This window comes from Roseivivax sp. CAU 1761 (assembly GCF_054482755.1).
In genome coordinates this window covers 20,426-34,717 of sequence record NZ_JBTLRM010000031.1, presented here as the reverse complement: position 1 = coordinate 34,717, position 14,292 = coordinate 20,426, and the positions used below count along the sequence as shown (strand labels likewise).

The 14,292-nt window shown below is 72.1% G+C and carries 13 protein-coding genes; 7 read left to right on the top strand and 6 right to left on the bottom strand.

The window, feature by feature from the left end:
- Positions 1-52: 52 nt before the first annotated feature.
- Positions 53-1,489: a mannitol dehydrogenase family protein gene (locus ACXYMW_RS16005; protein ID WP_459036331.1), complete on the bottom strand. Its 1,437-nt coding sequence runs from the start codon at positions 1,487-1,489 to the stop codon at positions 53-55.
- 31 nt (positions 1,490-1,520) lie between these two features.
- Entirely contained in the window at positions 1,521-2,930 is a 1,410-nt protein-coding gene (gene uxaC, locus ACXYMW_RS16000; RefSeq protein WP_459036330.1) for a glucuronate isomerase, read from the bottom strand.
- A 119-nt stretch (positions 2,931-3,049) separates the two neighbouring features.
- On the opposite strand from uxaC, the gene ACXYMW_RS15995 reads away from it, so the two are divergent.
- Positions 3,050-3,745 (top strand): GntR family transcriptional regulator, encoded by a 696-nt coding sequence (locus ACXYMW_RS15995; RefSeq protein ID WP_459036329.1) that lies wholly within the window; start codon positions 3,050-3,052, stop codon positions 3,743-3,745.
- On the opposite strand, the gene ACXYMW_RS15990 is transcribed toward ACXYMW_RS15995, so the two are convergent.
- The 3 genes from ACXYMW_RS15990 to ACXYMW_RS15980 are packed head-to-tail and all read right to left on the bottom strand — an operon-like array spanning position 3,724 to position 6,885.
- Positions 3,724-4,806: an ABC transporter substrate-binding protein gene (locus ACXYMW_RS15990; RefSeq protein ID WP_459036328.1), complete on the bottom strand. Its 1,083-nt coding sequence runs from the start codon at positions 4,804-4,806 to the stop codon at positions 3,724-3,726. The genes ACXYMW_RS15995 and ACXYMW_RS15990 overlap by 22 nt on opposite strands.
- Positions 4,803-6,176 carry a sensor histidine kinase N-terminal domain-containing protein gene (locus ACXYMW_RS15985; protein WP_459036327.1) on the bottom strand — a complete coding sequence of 458 codons (1,374 nt, stop codon included), beginning with the start codon at positions 6,174-6,176 and terminating at the stop codon, positions 4,803-4,805. The genes ACXYMW_RS15990 and ACXYMW_RS15985 overlap by 4 nt, the downstream gene beginning before the upstream one ends.
- The gene (locus ACXYMW_RS15980) at positions 6,169-6,885 is read right to left on the bottom strand and encodes a response regulator (protein WP_459036326.1); all 717 of its coding nucleotides are present in this window, start codon (positions 6,883-6,885) and stop codon (positions 6,169-6,171) included. The genes ACXYMW_RS15985 and ACXYMW_RS15980 overlap by 8 nt, the downstream gene beginning before the upstream one ends.
- A 220-nt stretch (positions 6,886-7,105) precedes the next feature.
- On the opposite strand from ACXYMW_RS15980, the gene ACXYMW_RS15975 reads away from it, so the two are divergent.
- The 6 genes from ACXYMW_RS15975 (at position 7,106) to ACXYMW_RS15950 (ending at position 12,109) form a co-directional block, all read left to right on the top strand.
- Positions 7,106-8,098 carry a Bug family tripartite tricarboxylate transporter substrate binding protein gene (locus ACXYMW_RS15975; RefSeq protein WP_459036325.1) on the top strand — a complete coding sequence of 331 codons (993 nt, stop codon included), beginning with the start codon at positions 7,106-7,108 and terminating at the stop codon, positions 8,096-8,098.
- Between the two features lie 81 nt (positions 8,099-8,179).
- The gene (locus ACXYMW_RS15970) at positions 8,180-8,611 is read left to right on the top strand and encodes a tripartite tricarboxylate transporter TctB family protein (protein ID WP_459036324.1); all 432 of its coding nucleotides are present in this window, start codon (positions 8,180-8,182) and stop codon (positions 8,609-8,611) included.
- Between the two features lie 13 nt (positions 8,612-8,624).
- A complete protein-coding gene (locus ACXYMW_RS15965; protein ID WP_459036323.1) occupies positions 8,625-10,166 on the top strand; it encodes a tripartite tricarboxylate transporter permease in 1,542 nt (513 codons plus the stop codon).
- Between the two features lie 214 nt (positions 10,167-10,380).
- Entirely contained in the window at positions 10,381-10,935 is a 555-nt protein-coding gene (locus tag ACXYMW_RS15960) for a hypothetical protein (RefSeq protein ID WP_459036322.1), read from the top strand.
- 162 nt (positions 10,936-11,097) lie between these two features.
- Positions 11,098-11,421 carry a response regulator gene (locus ACXYMW_RS15955; protein ID WP_459036321.1) on the top strand — a complete coding sequence of 108 codons (324 nt, stop codon included), beginning with the start codon at positions 11,098-11,100 and terminating at the stop codon, positions 11,419-11,421.
- A gap of 262 nt (positions 11,422-11,683) precedes the next feature.
- The gene (locus ACXYMW_RS15950) at positions 11,684-12,109 is read left to right on the top strand and encodes a hypothetical protein (protein WP_459036320.1); all 426 of its coding nucleotides are present in this window, start codon (positions 11,684-11,686) and stop codon (positions 12,107-12,109) included.
- A gap of 110 nt (positions 12,110-12,219) precedes the next feature.
- On the opposite strand, the gene glgX is transcribed toward ACXYMW_RS15950, so the two are convergent.
- Positions 12,220-14,202 (bottom strand): glycogen debranching protein GlgX, encoded by a 1,983-nt coding sequence (gene glgX, locus ACXYMW_RS15945; protein WP_459036340.1) that lies wholly within the window; start codon positions 14,200-14,202, stop codon positions 12,220-12,222.
- Positions 14,203-14,292: the final 90 nt, after the last annotated feature.

The window sequence follows — 14,292 nt, the reverse complement described above, 5'->3', positions numbered from 1 at the left end:
CAGGCCCGGCCGCGCGTCCCCCGGGGCCACACGTCCTTGCGATCAGGCCAGGTCAGCCGGCATAGGCGAGGACGGCGGCCCGGGCCCCTTCGGCGGCCAATTGTCGATAGGCCTCGGTCACGGCGGCGCGGAAGGCCGGGGTCGCCGCCAGCTCGGCGGGGAACACGTCGCGCAGCGCCAGCAGCGCCGCGACCGTGTCCTCGGGCGTCCCGGCGCCGTCCGAGGCGGCGCGCAGCCGCTCCGCCAGCGGGTCGCGCACGTCGATCGCGCCGCCCGCCTCGTCGACGCCGCCGACATAGCGCATCCAGCCCGCCACGGCGAGCGCCAGGCCGGGGACCGGCCGGCCGGCGGCCAGCGCCTCCGCCGCGGTGGCGAGCAGCCGCTGCGGCAGCTTCTGCGACCCGTCCATGGCGATCTGCCAGGTCCGGTGGCGGATCGCCGGGTTGGCGAAGCGCCTCAGCAGCGCCTCGGTATAGGCCGCCAGGTCCTCGCCCTCGGGCTGCGGCACGGTGGGCAGGATCTCGTCCCGCCACAGCCGCCGCAGCAGCGCCGCGAAGGCCGGGTCGGCCACGGTTTCGGCGATCGTCTCGTGCCCGGCGAGGTAGCCCAGATAGGCCAGCGTCGAATGCGCGCCGTTGAGGCAGCGCAGCTTCATCGTCTCATGCGCCTCGACCGAGTCCACGAATTGCGCCCCCGCCGCCTCCCAGGCCGGGCGGGCCCCGGCGAAGCGGTCCTCGATGACCCATTGCCGGAACGGCTCGTGCTGCACGCAGGCCGGGTCGTGGTAGCCCTCGGCCTCGGCCAGCCGGGCGACGTCCTCCGCGGTGGTCGCCGGGGTGATGCGGTCGACCATGGTGGCCGGAAACGGCACCTCGGCGGCGATCCATTCGGCCAGCCCGGCATCGCGGGCGCGGGCGAAGTCGAGCATCGTGGCGCGGGCCAGCGCCCCGTTCGAGGGCAGGTTGTCGCAGCTCAGCACGGTGAAGGGCGGCGTGCCGTCGGCGCGCCGCAGCCGCAGCGCCTCGACGATGAAACCCGCCGCCGAGGCCGGCGCCCCGGGCGTCTCGAGGTCCTGCGCGATGTCGGGATGGTCGCGGCGCAGCCGGCCGCTGGCGGGCTCGTGGCAATAGCCCTTCTCGGTGATCGTCAGCGACACCACCCGGACGCCCGGATCGCGCAGCGCGGCCAGCACCGCCGCCGGATCCTCCGGCGCCACCAGGACCCGCGTCACCGCGTGCACGAGCCGCGGCCGGGCGCCCTCGGGGGCCAGTTCCACCGCGGTGAAGACGCCGTCCTGCGGCGCCAGCTGGTCGCGCGCCGTCGGGCTCTTGAGGCTGACCGCGACGATCCCCCAGTCACCGCCTCCGGCGGCCATGGCGTTGTCGGTATAGACCGCGTTGAAGGCGCGAAAGAAGGCGCCGGGGCCGAAATGGACGATCCCGGGCCGGGCGGCGGGGGCGGTGCGGGTCGGGCGGGGCAGGTCGGACATGGGCACTCCGGTCGGACGGGCAGACGGCGGCTCAGAGCCGATAGGCGGCCTTGGCAAGGCCGTAGGTCAGGTCGTGGGCGACCGCGCGCGCCTCGGCCTCGCGCAGCCGGCCGGTGCCGACCAGCGTGGCGAGATAGGCGCAATCCGAGCGCCGCGACACGTCGTGGCGCGCCGGGATCGAGCAGAAGGCCCGGGTGTCGTCGTTGAAGCCCACGGTGTTGTAGAATCCGGCGGTCTCGGTGGTCACCTCGCGGAACCGGCGGATGCCCTCGGCGCTGTCGAAGAACCACCAGGGCGGGCCCAGCCGCAGCGCCGGATAGGCCCCGGCCAGGGGCGCCAGTTCGCGGCCGTAGACGGTCTCGTCCAGGGTGAAGACGATCACCGTCAGGTCGCGCTCCATGCCGACGGCGTCGAGCATCGGCTTCAGCGCGTGCACCCAGTCGGTGCGCTGCGGGATGTCGAAACCCATGTCGCGGCCGTGCCGGGCGAAGACCGGCGCCGAATGGTTGCGGTGGTTGCCGGCATGGATCTGCATCACCAGCCCGTCCTCGAGGCTCATCCGCGCCATCTCGGTCAGCATGTGGCCGCGGAAGGCGTCGGCCTCGTCGGGGCTGGCCTCCCCGCGCAGCGCCTTCTCGAACAGCGCCGCCGCGGTGTCGCGGTCGAGATCCTCGGTGCGCGCAGTGGGGTGGCCGTGATCGCTGGCGGTGGCGCCGCCCTCGGCCTTGAAATAGGCCCGCCGGGCGCGGTGCGCCGCCAGGTAGCCCTCCCAGGTGGTGGCCGGCTCGCCGGTGATCTCGCCCAGCCGTTCGACATTGGCGGCGAAACCCTCGAATTCGGGATCGACCACGGCGTCGGGGCGGTAGGTGGTGATCACCCGGCCGGCCCAGCCACTGGCGCGAATCTGGCGGTGCCAGTGCAAGTCGTCGAGCGCCCCCTCGGTGGTGGCAAGCCCGGCGATGTTGAAGCGCTCGAAGAGCGCCCGCGGCCGGAACGCCGCCTCGCCCAGGCGGGCATCGATATGGTCGTAGATGGCTTCCGCCGTCTCCGGCCTCAGCGCCTCGTCGATGCCGAAGACATGTTCGAAGGAATGCTCGATCCAGAGCGACGAGGGGGTACCCCGGAACAGGTGGAAATTCTCCGCGAAGCGGCGCCAGATCGCTTGCGGATCGGTCTCGACCGCGCCGCCGTCCCGGCGCGCGATGCCGAGATCGGCGAGATCGACGCCCTGCGAGACCAGCATCCGGAAGACGTAATGGTCGGGCACCACGAACAGCTCGGCCGGGTTCGGGAAACGCGCATTCTCGGCAAACCAGCGCGGGTCGCAATGGCCGTGCGGCGACAGGATCGGCAGATCCGCCACCTCCTCGTAGAGGCTGCGCGCCAGGCGGCGCAGGGCCGGCTCCGCGGGAAACAGGCGGTCGGGGTCGAGAAGCGGCATGGTTCCTCGCGGCACTGGAGAACGGATGGAGAGACTGATATGCTAGTCTGACAGTTCTGTCAAAAGCCGATGCGCGGCCCCTTCCGGCGCGCGTCCCTGCCGCTCCGGAGCGCCCGGCCATGCCCGATCTCGACCTGCCCGCCCTCACCCTGCCGCGCGCCCAGAGCGCGACCGAACAGGTCTTCGAGGCGCTGCGCCGGGCCATCGTGCAGATCGACCTGGCCCCCGGCACGAAACTCACCGAGGCCGACATGGCGCGCCGGCTCGGCGTCTCCCGGCAGCCGGTGCGCGACGCCTTCTTCCGGCTCTCCAATCTCGGCTTCATCACCATCCGCCCGCAGCGCGCCACCCTGGTCACCCTGATCTCGGCGCGGCTGGTGCTGCAGGCGGCCTTCATCCGCACCGCGATCGAGACCGCCTGCATCCGCGAAGCCGCAACGGCGCGCCGGCCGGCCGACCTCGACGCGCTGGAAGCGCTGCTCGCGGCGCAGGAGGAGGCGGTGCGCGCCGCCGATCCGGCGCGCTTTCACGACCTTGACGAGGCGCTGCATCTGCGCCTGGCCGAGATCGCCGGGCGCGGCTTCGCCTGGTCGCTGGTGCAGGAGCAGAAGGCGCATATGGACCGGGTGCGCTTCCTCACCCTGCCCGCCGATTCCCGGCCGGCGCTGGACGGGCACCGCGCCATCGTCGCCGCCCTGCGGGCCCGCGACGCCGCCGCGGCGGAGGTGGCGATGCAGGCCCATCTCGCGCGAATCCGCGACGTGCTGCCGCGCATCGCCGCGGCGCATCCGGCCTATTTCGACCCCGAGGGGTGAGGCGCGGGGCGCTGCGGAAAGGCGTCGCGCCAGCGCTCGGTGAAGAGCTGGCGCTTGTGCGCGTCGAGCGCCACCAGCAGCGGCGGCCCCATGCCGATCGGCCGCTCCAGCGCCTCGACCTGGCCCGGCAGCTCCAGAAGCGCGCCGTCCTCGGCCTCCAGCCGGACGATCAGCCGCTGCGCCTCGAGACGCTGCCGCCCCTCGGGCGAGAGCAGGAAATCCACCAGGTCGGCGGCGCCGGCATGGCCCGCCGCACCCTGCGGGATCATCGCCGCCCGGGCCAGCGTCAGGGTGTAATCCTCCGGCGCGATCACCCCCAGGGCGGGCTCCGCCGCGGCGCGCAGCAGGGCGTAGGAGCCCAGAACGTTGTAGGCCACCAGGAACTCGCCGGCGATCACCTTGTCGATGATCTCGGCCGAGCAGCAGGTGGCGACCGCGCCGGAGCGTCCGAACGCCTCCATCAGGCCGCCGAAGGTCGAGGCTTCGAGCGAATCGGCAAAGGCCAACAGGAAGCCGAGCCCGGAATCCTCGATGTCGTAGGTCGCCACCCGGCCCTCGTAGCGGCTGCCGCGGGGGCGCAGCAGGTCGAGCAGGTCGAAGCGGCTGCGCGGCACCTCCGCGGGGGCGAGGCGCGCCCGGTTGTAGACCATCACCGCCGGCTCCCGGGTCACGCCCCAGAGCTGGTCGCGCCAGATCAGCGCCGGCGGCAGCGCCCGGGTGGCCGCGGAGACGTGGCTGGCGGCGCAGCCCTCGTTGACCAGGCCCACCATGTGATGCACCGCCGAGCTGATCAGCAGGTCGGCCTCCGGCCGCGCCGCCCGGCACTCGGCCCGGGCCAGCGCGTAGAGGTCGTTCGAGCCCCATTGCTCGTAGGTCAGGCGCAGATCGGGGCGGGTGGCGAGGAAGGCCTCGATCACCGGCCCCAGCACCGCGAAATTGGTGGTCGAGCGCAGCACTACGTGGCGCGGCGCCGCCGCCGGGCCGAGGCTGCGCACCAGTTCCGCCGCCGCCACCGGCCCGGCCAGCCAGAGCCCGACCAGGAGCGCCGCGAGCCGCCTCACGGCCGGGCCTCCGGCAGGTCCAGCGCGATCTCGAAGCCTCCGGCGCCGCGGCTCAGACCAAGCGCGCCGCCATGGCCCTCGGCGACTTCGCGGGCGATGGCGAGGCCGATGCCGCTGCCCCCGCTGGCGCCGGCGGCGGCGAAGCGGGTGCCGAGCCGGGCGGCGACCTGCGGCGGCGGGCCGTCGCCGGCGTCGCGCACCCAGAGCCGCGCCGCGCCGCCGGCGCGGTCGACGCCGAGCCGGATCGGCGGGCGGCCATGGCGCGCGGCGTTGGTCAGCAGGTTCTTCCCGGCCTCGATGAGCGACAGCGCGTCGCCCGCCACCCAGACCGGCGCCTCGGGCAGGTCCGGGGCGACCTCGCAGCCGGCCTCGGCCAGCAGGTCGTCGCATTCCTCGACCACCTCGACCGCGATGTCGCGCAGGTCGAGCCGCGGCCGCGGCGCCGCCTCGGCGCGGTGGATGATCAGCGCCCGGCTGAGCAGCTGGTCGAGCAGCCGGCCCAGCCCCGAGGCCCGCGCCTCGATCCGCGACACGATCCGGGCCTGGCGCGCCGGATCGGCCTCGCGCGCGGCGATCTGGGCCTGTGCCCGGATCGCCGCCACCGGGGTGCGCAGCTGGTGCGCGGCGTCGCCGATCAGGTTGCGCGTCGCCCGGCCCTGCCGCTCCAGCCGGCCCATGAAGCCGTTCAGCGCCGCCAGGAGCCGCGCCACCTCCTCGGGCGCGGACAGCGCCACCGGCGTCAGGTCGCTGGGATCGCGCGCCGCCAGCGTGGCGCCGATGCGCGACAGCGGCCGCATCGCGCGGGTCACCGCCAGCCAGGCAAAGAGCGCCATCGCGACCCCGGCGCCGCCCAGCACCAGCACGGCGTTCTGCGCGATGTCGCGGGCAAGGTCGCGGCGCGCCAGCAGCGTCTGCCCGACGATCACCGTCACCGGGCCGGAGAAGTTGCGCTCGGCAAAGCGCCGGGTCACCGCGACGTAGCGCGCCGGCTCGGCCCCGAAGGCGCCGTCGAAATAGACCACGTCCCCGCTCCGCGGCGGCAGCGGCGCGGCATCGTCGCCGGTCAGGGTGCGCCCGTCCGGGCCGGTCACCCGGTAGCGGATGCGGTCGCTCTCGGCCAAGGCCAGCAGCGCGAAGGCCGAGACCGGCATGTCGACCATCGGGTCGCCGTCGCGCACGTTGATCGCCGCCGCGATGTCGCGGGCCGCCCCGACGAGCAGCCGGTCATAGGCCTCGCGCGCGGCCTCGCGGCCGTAGGCCAGCGCGGCGGCGAGGACCAGCGCGCCGCCCACCAGCAGCACCGCCGCCATGGCCAGCGCCACGCGGTTGCGCAGCGACAGGGTGGCGCGCAGGGCGCCCGCCTCAGCCATCCGCCGCCCCGGGGCCGGTCTCGGGGCCGGTTTCGGGGCCGGTCTCGGCGTCGAGCCGGTAGCCCAGCCCGCGATGGGTTTCGATGACCACGCCCGATCCGGCCAGCTTTTTGCGCAGCCGCGCCACGTAGAGCTCCACCGCGTTGCCGCCGACCTCGCCGCTCTCGAAGGAGAACAGCCGGTCGAAGATCCGGTCCTTGGACAGGATCTGGCCGCGATGCGCGATCAGCAGCGCCAGCAGCGCCATCTCCCGCCGGGTGATCCGCACCGGCGCGCCGTCGATCCGCAGGCTGCGCGCGGCGGCGTCGAATTCCAGCCCGGCCAGCCGCACCCGGCTGTCGGCCTGGCCGGTGGCGCGGCGCACCATGGCGCGCAGCCGGGCCTCGAGCTCGCGCAGGTCGAAGGGCTTCACGAGGTAGTCGTCGGCCCCGGCATCGAGCGCCTCGACCCGGGCCCCGACGGCGAATTCCGCGGTCAGCATCAGCACCGGGCTGCGGTCGCCACGGCGCCGCAGGTCGCGCAGGATGGCGCGGCCGTCGCCGTCCGGCAGGTCGATGTCGAGGATCACCGCGTCGTAGCCCTGCACGGCGAGGAAATCCCGCGCCGCGGCCAGCGTCGGCGCCAGGTCGCAGGCAAAGCCCGCGGCATCGAGGGCGCGCACCACCGCGTCGCCCAGATCGGCGGTGTCCTCGACGATCAGCACCCGCATGCCCGTCCTCCCCGCTGCCGCGCCGCCCGCTGCCGATCCCGCCCTGCCACTGCCCGTCGTGCCCCCCGTTCCGCGCCGAAAGCCTAGGGCTTCGGCAGCGGCGCGGAAAGCCGCATGTTTTTCGGGCCGTGACAGGTTGATGACAGCTTCGCCGCCTAGGGTCGCCGGGCCAATCGCACGCCCTGCCCGACGGGGTGCGCGGTTCAACGGAGGAGGCACCATGATCCAGAATACGCTGCGCCGCGGTCTTGCCGCGGTGATCCTTGTCGCCGGCGCGCCGCTGGCCGCCCAGGCCCAGGACTTCACCCCGGAAAGCCCCGAATGCATCGCCCCCGCCAACCCCGGCGGCGGCTGGGACTTCACCTGCCGCCAGGTCGGCAAGACGCTGCAGGATCTGGGGCTCATCCCCTCGACCATGCAGGTGGTGAACCTGTCCGGCGGCGGCGGCGGCGTGGCCTTCGCCGAGGTCGTCAACAAGCGCAACGCCGACGACGACCTGATCGTCGCGGCCTCGTCGGCGACGGCCACCCGTCTGGCCCAGAACGCCTATCCCGGCAACACCACCGACCAGGTGCGCTGGCTGGGCTCGGTGGGCGCCGATTACGGCGTCATCGCGGTGGCCGGCGACAGCGAGATCGAGACGCTGCCCGAGCTCATGGACCAGATCAAGTCCGACCCGACCTCGGTGTCGATCGGCGGCGGCTCCGCGGTCGGCGGCTGGGACCACCTGAAGGTGCTGATCGCCGCGCAGGAGGCCGGCATCGAGGACGTGCGCCAGGTCAAGTACATCGCCTTCGCCGGCGGCGGCGAGGCGGTCACCCAGCTCCTGGCCGGGTCGCTGCAGGCCTTCACGGGCGATCTCTCCGAGGCCAAGGGCTTCGTCGAATCCGGCGACATCAAGGTGGTGGCGGTGCTGGCGCCCGAGCGGCTCGAGGGCGAGTTCGCCGACTTCCCGACCGCCAAGGAGCAGGGCATCGACGCCATCGGCGCCAACTGGCGCGGCTTCTACGGCCCCGGCGACATGAGCGACGCGGCCTACGAATACTGGGTCAGCCAGCTCGACACGCTGTATGCCAGCGAGGAATGGCAGGCGGTGATGGAGGCCAACGGCCTCGCGCCGCTCGACCTGCAGGGCGCCGAGTTCGAGGAATTCGTGCAGACCTCCGTGCAGGACATCGAGGCGCTGAGCCGCGAGATCGGCATCCTGCAGTAAATCCCGCGCGGGCGGCTCGGCGGCCCCGGCTCCGGCCGGGGTCGTCCCCGCATCCGCGCCCAGCCAAAGGGGAGTCGCGTCATGAGCGACCGCATCTTCGGGGGGATCGGCCTGATCCTCGCCCTGCTCTTCGCCTGGCAGGCCGCCATCATCCAGGAAAGCTTCCTGACCGACGCCGTCGGCCCCAAGGTCTTTCCCTATGTCATCGCCACGGTGATGGGGCTGGCCTCGCTCTATTTCCTCTTCAAGCCCGACCCCGAGCCGCACTGGCCGCGCGCCGGCCGGCTGGCCGAGATCGGCCTCGCGGCGCTGGTGATGTTCGCCTATGCGCAGCTGCTGCCGGTCGCGGGCTTCGTCATCGCCACCGCCTTCGCCGCCGCCTACCTGACCTGGCGGCTGGGCTCCCGGCCGATCGAGAGCGTGGTGATCGGCATCGCCACCTCGCTCGGCATCTACGTGGTCTTCCGGCTGATCCTCGGGCTGTCGCTGGCCCGCGGGCCGCTCGGCTTCTGAAGGGGCGCCCAGAATGGACCTTCTCGCGAATCTCGCCGACGGCTTCGCCGTCGCGCTGACCTGGCAGAACCTGGCGCTGGCGCTGATGGGCTGCTTTCTCGGCACCATCATGGGCGCGCTGCCGGGCCTCGGCCCGTCGAACGGCGTGGCCATCCTGATCCCGCTGGCCTTCACCCTGGGGCTCGGCGCGACGCCGTCGCTGATCCTGCTGACCAGCGTCTATTACGGCGCCATGTATGGCGGCCGGATCTCGTCGATCCTGCTCAACATCCCCGGCGACGAGCCGGCGATGATGACCTGCCTCGACGGCTACCCGATGGCCCAGCAGGGCCGCGCCGGCGAGGCGCTGGCGCTGTCGGGCGTGGCCTCCTTCGTCGGCGCCTTCTTCGCCACCTGGGGCCTGGTGCTGCTGGCGCCGCAGCTGGTCAAGGTGGCGCTGCTCTTCGGCCCGGCGGAATATTTCGCCCTCTTCGCGCTGGCCTTCGCCACGCTCGGCGGCATCTCCGCCACCAACCAGGCGAAATCGGCCTTCGCCGCGGCGCTCGGCCTCGGGCTGGCGATGATCGGCGTCGACACCCAGACCGGGGTGCCGCGCTTCACCTTCGGCGAGGTGCATCTCTACGACGGCATCGACTTCCTCGTCGCCATCGTCGGCCTGTTCGCGCTCAGCGAGGTCTTCATCTTCCTCGAACACCGCGGCACCGAGCGCGACATCTCCACCAAGCCCAAGGTCGAGATCGGCCGCATCACCCCGCCCTGGCGGGTGCTGCGGCGCTGCACGCCGACCATGCTGCGCACCACCGTGCTGGGCTTCATCGCGGGCGTGCTGCCCGGGGCGGGCGCCTCGCTCGGCTCCTTCATCTCCTACTCGATGGAGAAGCGGCTGGTCGACCGCAAGGGCACCTTCGGCACCGGCGATCCGCGCGGCGTCGCCGCCCCCGAGGCCGGCAACAACGCCGCGGCCGGCGGCGCGCTGGTGCCGATGCTGGCGCTCGGCGTGCCGGGCTCGGGCACCACGGCGGTGCTGCTCGCGGTGCTGCTGGCGCTCAACATCACCCCGGGGCCGCTCCTGTTCACCCAGAACCCCGACGTGGTCTGGGGCCTGATCGCCGCGCTCTTCATCGGCAACTTCATGCTGCTGGCGATGAATATCCCGATGGTCGGGCTGTTCACCCGGGTGCTCTTGGTGCCGCCGCGCATCCTGATGCCGATCGTCGCGATGATCTCCTTCGTCGGCATCTACGGCATCTCCGGGTCGAGCTTTGATCTGGTCGTGATGGTGCTCTTCGGCATCGGCGGCTGGGTGCTGCGCAAGCTCGACGTGCCGCTGGTGCCGATCATCCTCGGCACGCTGCTCGGCAACGAGATGGAGGTGAACTTCCGCCGCGCCGTGAACATCGCCGACGGCGATTACTCGGTGCTGATCTCCTCGCCGCTGACCATCGGACTCTGGACCGTGGCGGTGATCGGCTTCCTGCTGCCGATCCTGGTGGGCGGCGTGCTGCGGCGGCGCATGCGCATGGCCCGCGACGAGGAAGGCGCGCTGAGCGACTGACCCCGGCGCGGGAACCCGGCCCCGGCACCGTCCGCCCCCGGCGGGCGGTGCCTGACGTTCGGGAAGCCCCTGATCCCGCGGGGAATTGCCGATCCGCGGGCGCCATTTCGGCAGCCTGTCGCCGCCTCTGCCGGCGGCACTGGCAACGCGCCCCCGTCTCCCCATCTTTCGCCCAGCACGCCCCCACGGGGTGCGCACAGCAAAGGAGACGACCATGACCAAGCGCAACCTGACCACCACGACCGCGGCCTTCGCGGTCCTGCTGGCCGGCGCCGCCGGCGCCCAGTCGCTCGGAGCCGAGGCCGACGCCAATGCGCGCGTCAACGCCGAGGCCCCTTCGGTGTCGCAATCGCTCGAGAACACCGCCGAAGGCGTCACCGCCGCCGGTGAGCGCGCGCTGGACGGCGTGGCGGCTGGTGTCGAAAGCACCGCCGAGGCCGCCGGTACCGCCGCGACCGGCGCCTACGAGGCCGGCAGCGACCTTGCCGCCCGGCTCGACGCCGCGCTGACCCAGGATGCCGTGGTGATCGCGGCCGACGGCGGGACCGTGGGCACCATCGAGCGCAGCGACATGGACGGCGACCGCGTGCTGATCGACCTCGACAGCGCCATGGAAACCGAGTTCGCCACCCCGGTCGAGAAGGTCGTCGTGTCCAAGCAATCGCTCGGCGTCGGCGCCGAGGGCGTCACCCTCGACATGGACCGCGCCCAGTTCGCCGCCCGCATCGCGGCCAGCGCCGAGGCGCAGGCCCGCGCCAGCGGCGGCTGACCGCGCCCTTCCGGAGAGGAGCGATCGGAGCGGGTCCTGCGGGGCCCGCTCTTTTCGTGCCGGGGCCTGCTTTCGCTGCGTCCGCGCCCCAAGCGTCCCGCGTCCGTGCTATGATGGGCCGTCCGGCACGCCGCCGGACCCATCGCAAGGAGGGAGGAATCCATGCGACCCGTGGTTCTTCTGGTCGGGCGCCTGCCCGACGTGATCGCCAATGTCGCGCAGCAACTCGAGGATCTGCCGATCCAGTGGCTCGGCGCCCATAACCGCGAGGAGGTCATCGCCCAGCTCGAGGCCGAGCCGCGCATCCGGTCGGTGGTGATCGGCGCCGGGCTCGACGACGACATCCGCGGCCAGCTCATCGGAGTGATCGCACGCCGCCGTCCGGATCTGTGCATCCACCTGAAGGACCGCGCCTCCGGGCCTGCCGGCATGGCGCCCTTCACCCGGCGCGTGGTGGAAAGCGAGCTGTTGTCCGAACCGGCCTGACACCTTGCGGGGCCCCGTGCCGGCGCGCGTGCGAGGCGCCGGCAGGGCGCAGCGCAAGGCGGCGGACGGGCGCGGTCCTGCGCGCCGTCCCGCCCTGATCCGTGCCGCAAAGGGCCGGCCAGGGCGCGTGCCGGGTACGGAAAACCCGCCTCGCGTGGAAATTTTTCGGATTCCTCTTGCAATGCTGCACCGCAGCATTCACATGGAGGTCACAGACGAACCGAAACCGAACCGAAAACCCCCCAGTCACAGGAGGCATCCCATGGCCGCCGATTTCACCAAGCTCTTCGCTGATTTCCCCAAGGCTTTCCCGACCGATTCCGGCGCCTTCGCCGACGGCTGGAAGACCTTCGCCGACTACAACGAGCGTCTGGCCACCGTTGCCATCGACACCGCGGCGCAGAGCACCGACATCACCACCCGTTCGACCCAGGAAACCCTGGCGAACCTGCGCGAACTGACCCGCGTCCGTGAAGAGCCGAACGCCTACGTCAAGGCCTTCGCCGACTTCGCCCAGGCGCAGGCGACCGTCGCCCAGCGCACCGCCGAGGCGCTCAGCGAGCTGACCCAGCGCGCCGGCCGCGACGCCGCCGACATCGCCGCCGCATCGGGCCAGACCGCCGCCGACAAGACCGCCGAGACCGCCACCGCCGCGGCTCGCAAGGCGTCGCCCACCAAGGCCGCCTGATTCGCCACGCGGATCACGGAATTCCGAACGGCGGGCCCCCGGGCCCGCCGTTTTCGTTTGCAGGGCGCCGGCTTCCGGCGCGGGTGCCGGACGCCGGCTTTCGGCGCGGGTCAGGCGGCGGGCGCCACCGGCTCCGCCGGTGCCAGCACCGCCACGGTCTGCCAACCCATCGACAGCACCGCGCCGGTCAGGCTCGCGCTGCCCGGCTCGGACACGAAGATTTCCCGCCACGGCCCGGCGGGCAGCGTCACCTCGGCATCGTCGCCGCCATTGATGACGATCAGCAGCGCCTCCTCGGCGTTTTCCAGCTTCATCGTCAGCGGCGCGTCGTCGTCGCCCCAGGCGCCTTCGGACATCTCCGTGCCGTTGGCGTCGAACCAGTCGATGGCGGTGCCGTTGGCGAAGCGGGTGCCGCAGAGGATCGGGTGCGCGCGCCGCAGCGCCGCCAGTTCGGCCACCGTCTCGGCCAAGCCGTCCCGTCCCGTCGCCCAGTCGATCCAGCCGATCTCGCTGTCCTGGCAATAGGCGTTGTTGTTGCCGGACTGGCTGTTGCCGATCTCGTCCCCGGCCAGCAGCATCGGCACGCCGCGCGACAGGAAGAGCGTCGACAGCATCGCCCGGGCGCGGCGGCAGCGGGCCGCCATGACGCCCGCGTCCTCGGTCTCGCCCTCGATGCCCATGTTGTCGGACAGGTTGTTGTCGTGGCCGTCGCGGTTGTCCTCGCCGTTGGCCTCGTTGTGCTTCTCGGCGTAGGACACGGTGTCCCAGAGCGTGAAGCCGTCATGCGCCGCGACGAAGTTGATCGACGAGGTCGCCGGCCGGTTGGAATGGTCGAACTGCACCGGCGATCCGGTCAGGCGCTCGGCCAGCGCGCCCTTGCGGCCGCCGTCGCGGCGCCAGAAGCTGCGGGTGTCGTCGCGGAACTTGTCGTTCCACTCCCGGAACGGCCAGGGAAAGCCGCCGACCTGGTAGCCGCCATCGCCGATATCCCAGGGCTCGGCGATCAGCTTGACCCCGGCGAGGATCGGGTCCTGCCGGATCGCGGCGAAGAAGTTGCCCTCGCGTTCGAAGCCCGAGGCCTCGCGGCCGAGGGTCGAGGCGAGATCGAAGCGGAAGCCGTCGACATGCATCTCCTGGACCCAGTGCCGCAGGCTGTCGAGCACCATGCGCAACACCATCGGATGTGCCACGTTGACCGTGTTGCCACAGCCGGTGGTGTCGTAGCAGTGCCGCATGTTGTCGCCGTGAAGGTAGTAGCTGGCATTGTCGATGCCGCGGAACGACAGGGTCGGCCCCAGTTCCGAGCCCTCGGCGGTGTGGTTGTAGACCACATCGAGGATCACCTCGATGCCGGCGGCGTGGAACCGGGTGATGGCGTCCTTGATCTCGCCCCATTCGCCGGAGCGCAGGTAGCGCCGCTCGGGGGCGAAGAAGTTCAGCGTGTTGTAGCCCCAGTAATTCGCCAGCCCCTTCTCCACCAGGTGCCGGTCCTGCAGGAAGGAATGCACCGGCAGAAGCTCGATGGCGGTCACCCCGAGTTTCTGCAGATGCTCGATCATCGGCTCCGAGGCGAGGCCGGCGAAGGTGCCGCGCAGATCCGCCGGCACGTCCTCGCGCTGCATCGTCAGGCCCTTGACGTGGGCCTCGTAGATCACCGTGTCGCGCCACGGGATGTTCAGCGCCCGGTCGGCGTCCCAGTCATAGGCCGGGTCGGTGACGAAGCATTTGGGGATGAAGGGGGCACTGTCGCGGGTGTCGAAGGTCGTGTCGTCGCCAGTCGCGACGTCATAGCCGAACAGCGCGTCGTTCCATTCCAGCAGCCCCGACAATTGCCGGGCATAGGGGTCGATCAGCAGCTTGTTCGGGTTGAAGCGGTGGCCCTGGTCGGGCGCGTAGGGGCCGTGCACCCGGTAGCCGTAGCGCTGCCCCGGGCCGATCCCCGGCAGGTAGCCGAACCAGACCCCGCCCTCCATCTCGGGCAGGTCGACGCGGGTCTCGGCGCCCCCCTCGTCGAAAAGGCACAACTCGACGCGTTCGGCGTGGTCGCTGAACAGCGCGAAATTGGTGCCCTCGCCATCGAATTCCGCCCCCATGCGATGCGCGAAGGCGGCTCCCTTGTCGAATTCGGGAAGAGTCACTTTGGCTTCACTCCATCAAACGGCCCGTTCGGCACACGAACCCGC

What these genes read in the sequence shown, in the direction of transcription:
- ACXYMW_RS16005 (WP_459036331.1), bottom strand. Translation starts at nt 1,489, where the DNA reads ATGTCCGACCTGCCCCGCCCGACCCGCACCGCCCCCGCCGCCCGGCCC.
- uxaC (WP_459036330.1), bottom strand. Translation starts at nt 2,930, where the DNA reads ATGCCGCTTCTCGACCCCGACCGCCTGTTTCCCGCGGAGCCGGCCCTG.
- ACXYMW_RS15995 (WP_459036329.1), top strand. Translation starts at nt 3,050, where the DNA reads ATGCCCGATCTCGACCTGCCCGCCCTCACCCTGCCGCGCGCCCAGAGC.
- ACXYMW_RS15985 (WP_459036327.1), bottom strand. Translation starts at nt 6,176, where the DNA reads ATGGCTGAGGCGGGCGCCCTGCGCGCCACCCTGTCGCTGCGCAACCGC.
- ACXYMW_RS15980 (WP_459036326.1), bottom strand. Translation starts at nt 6,885, where the DNA reads ATGCGGGTGCTGATCGTCGAGGACACCGCCGATCTGGGCGACGCGGTG.
- ACXYMW_RS15975 (WP_459036325.1), top strand. Translation starts at nt 7,106, where the DNA reads ATGATCCAGAATACGCTGCGCCGCGGTCTTGCCGCGGTGATCCTTGTC.
- ACXYMW_RS15970 (WP_459036324.1), top strand. Translation starts at nt 8,180, where the DNA reads ATGAGCGACCGCATCTTCGGGGGGATCGGCCTGATCCTCGCCCTGCTC.
- ACXYMW_RS15965 (WP_459036323.1), top strand. Translation starts at nt 8,625, where the DNA reads ATGGACCTTCTCGCGAATCTCGCCGACGGCTTCGCCGTCGCGCTGACC.
- ACXYMW_RS15960 (WP_459036322.1), top strand. Translation starts at nt 10,381, where the DNA reads ATGACCAAGCGCAACCTGACCACCACGACCGCGGCCTTCGCGGTCCTG.
- ACXYMW_RS15955 (WP_459036321.1), top strand. Translation starts at nt 11,098, where the DNA reads ATGCGACCCGTGGTTCTTCTGGTCGGGCGCCTGCCCGACGTGATCGCC.
- ACXYMW_RS15950 (WP_459036320.1), top strand. Translation starts at nt 11,684, where the DNA reads ATGGCCGCCGATTTCACCAAGCTCTTCGCTGATTTCCCCAAGGCTTTC.
- glgX (WP_459036340.1), bottom strand. Translation starts at nt 14,202, where the DNA reads ATGGGGGCGGAATTCGATGGCGAGGGCACCAATTTCGCGCTGTTCAGC.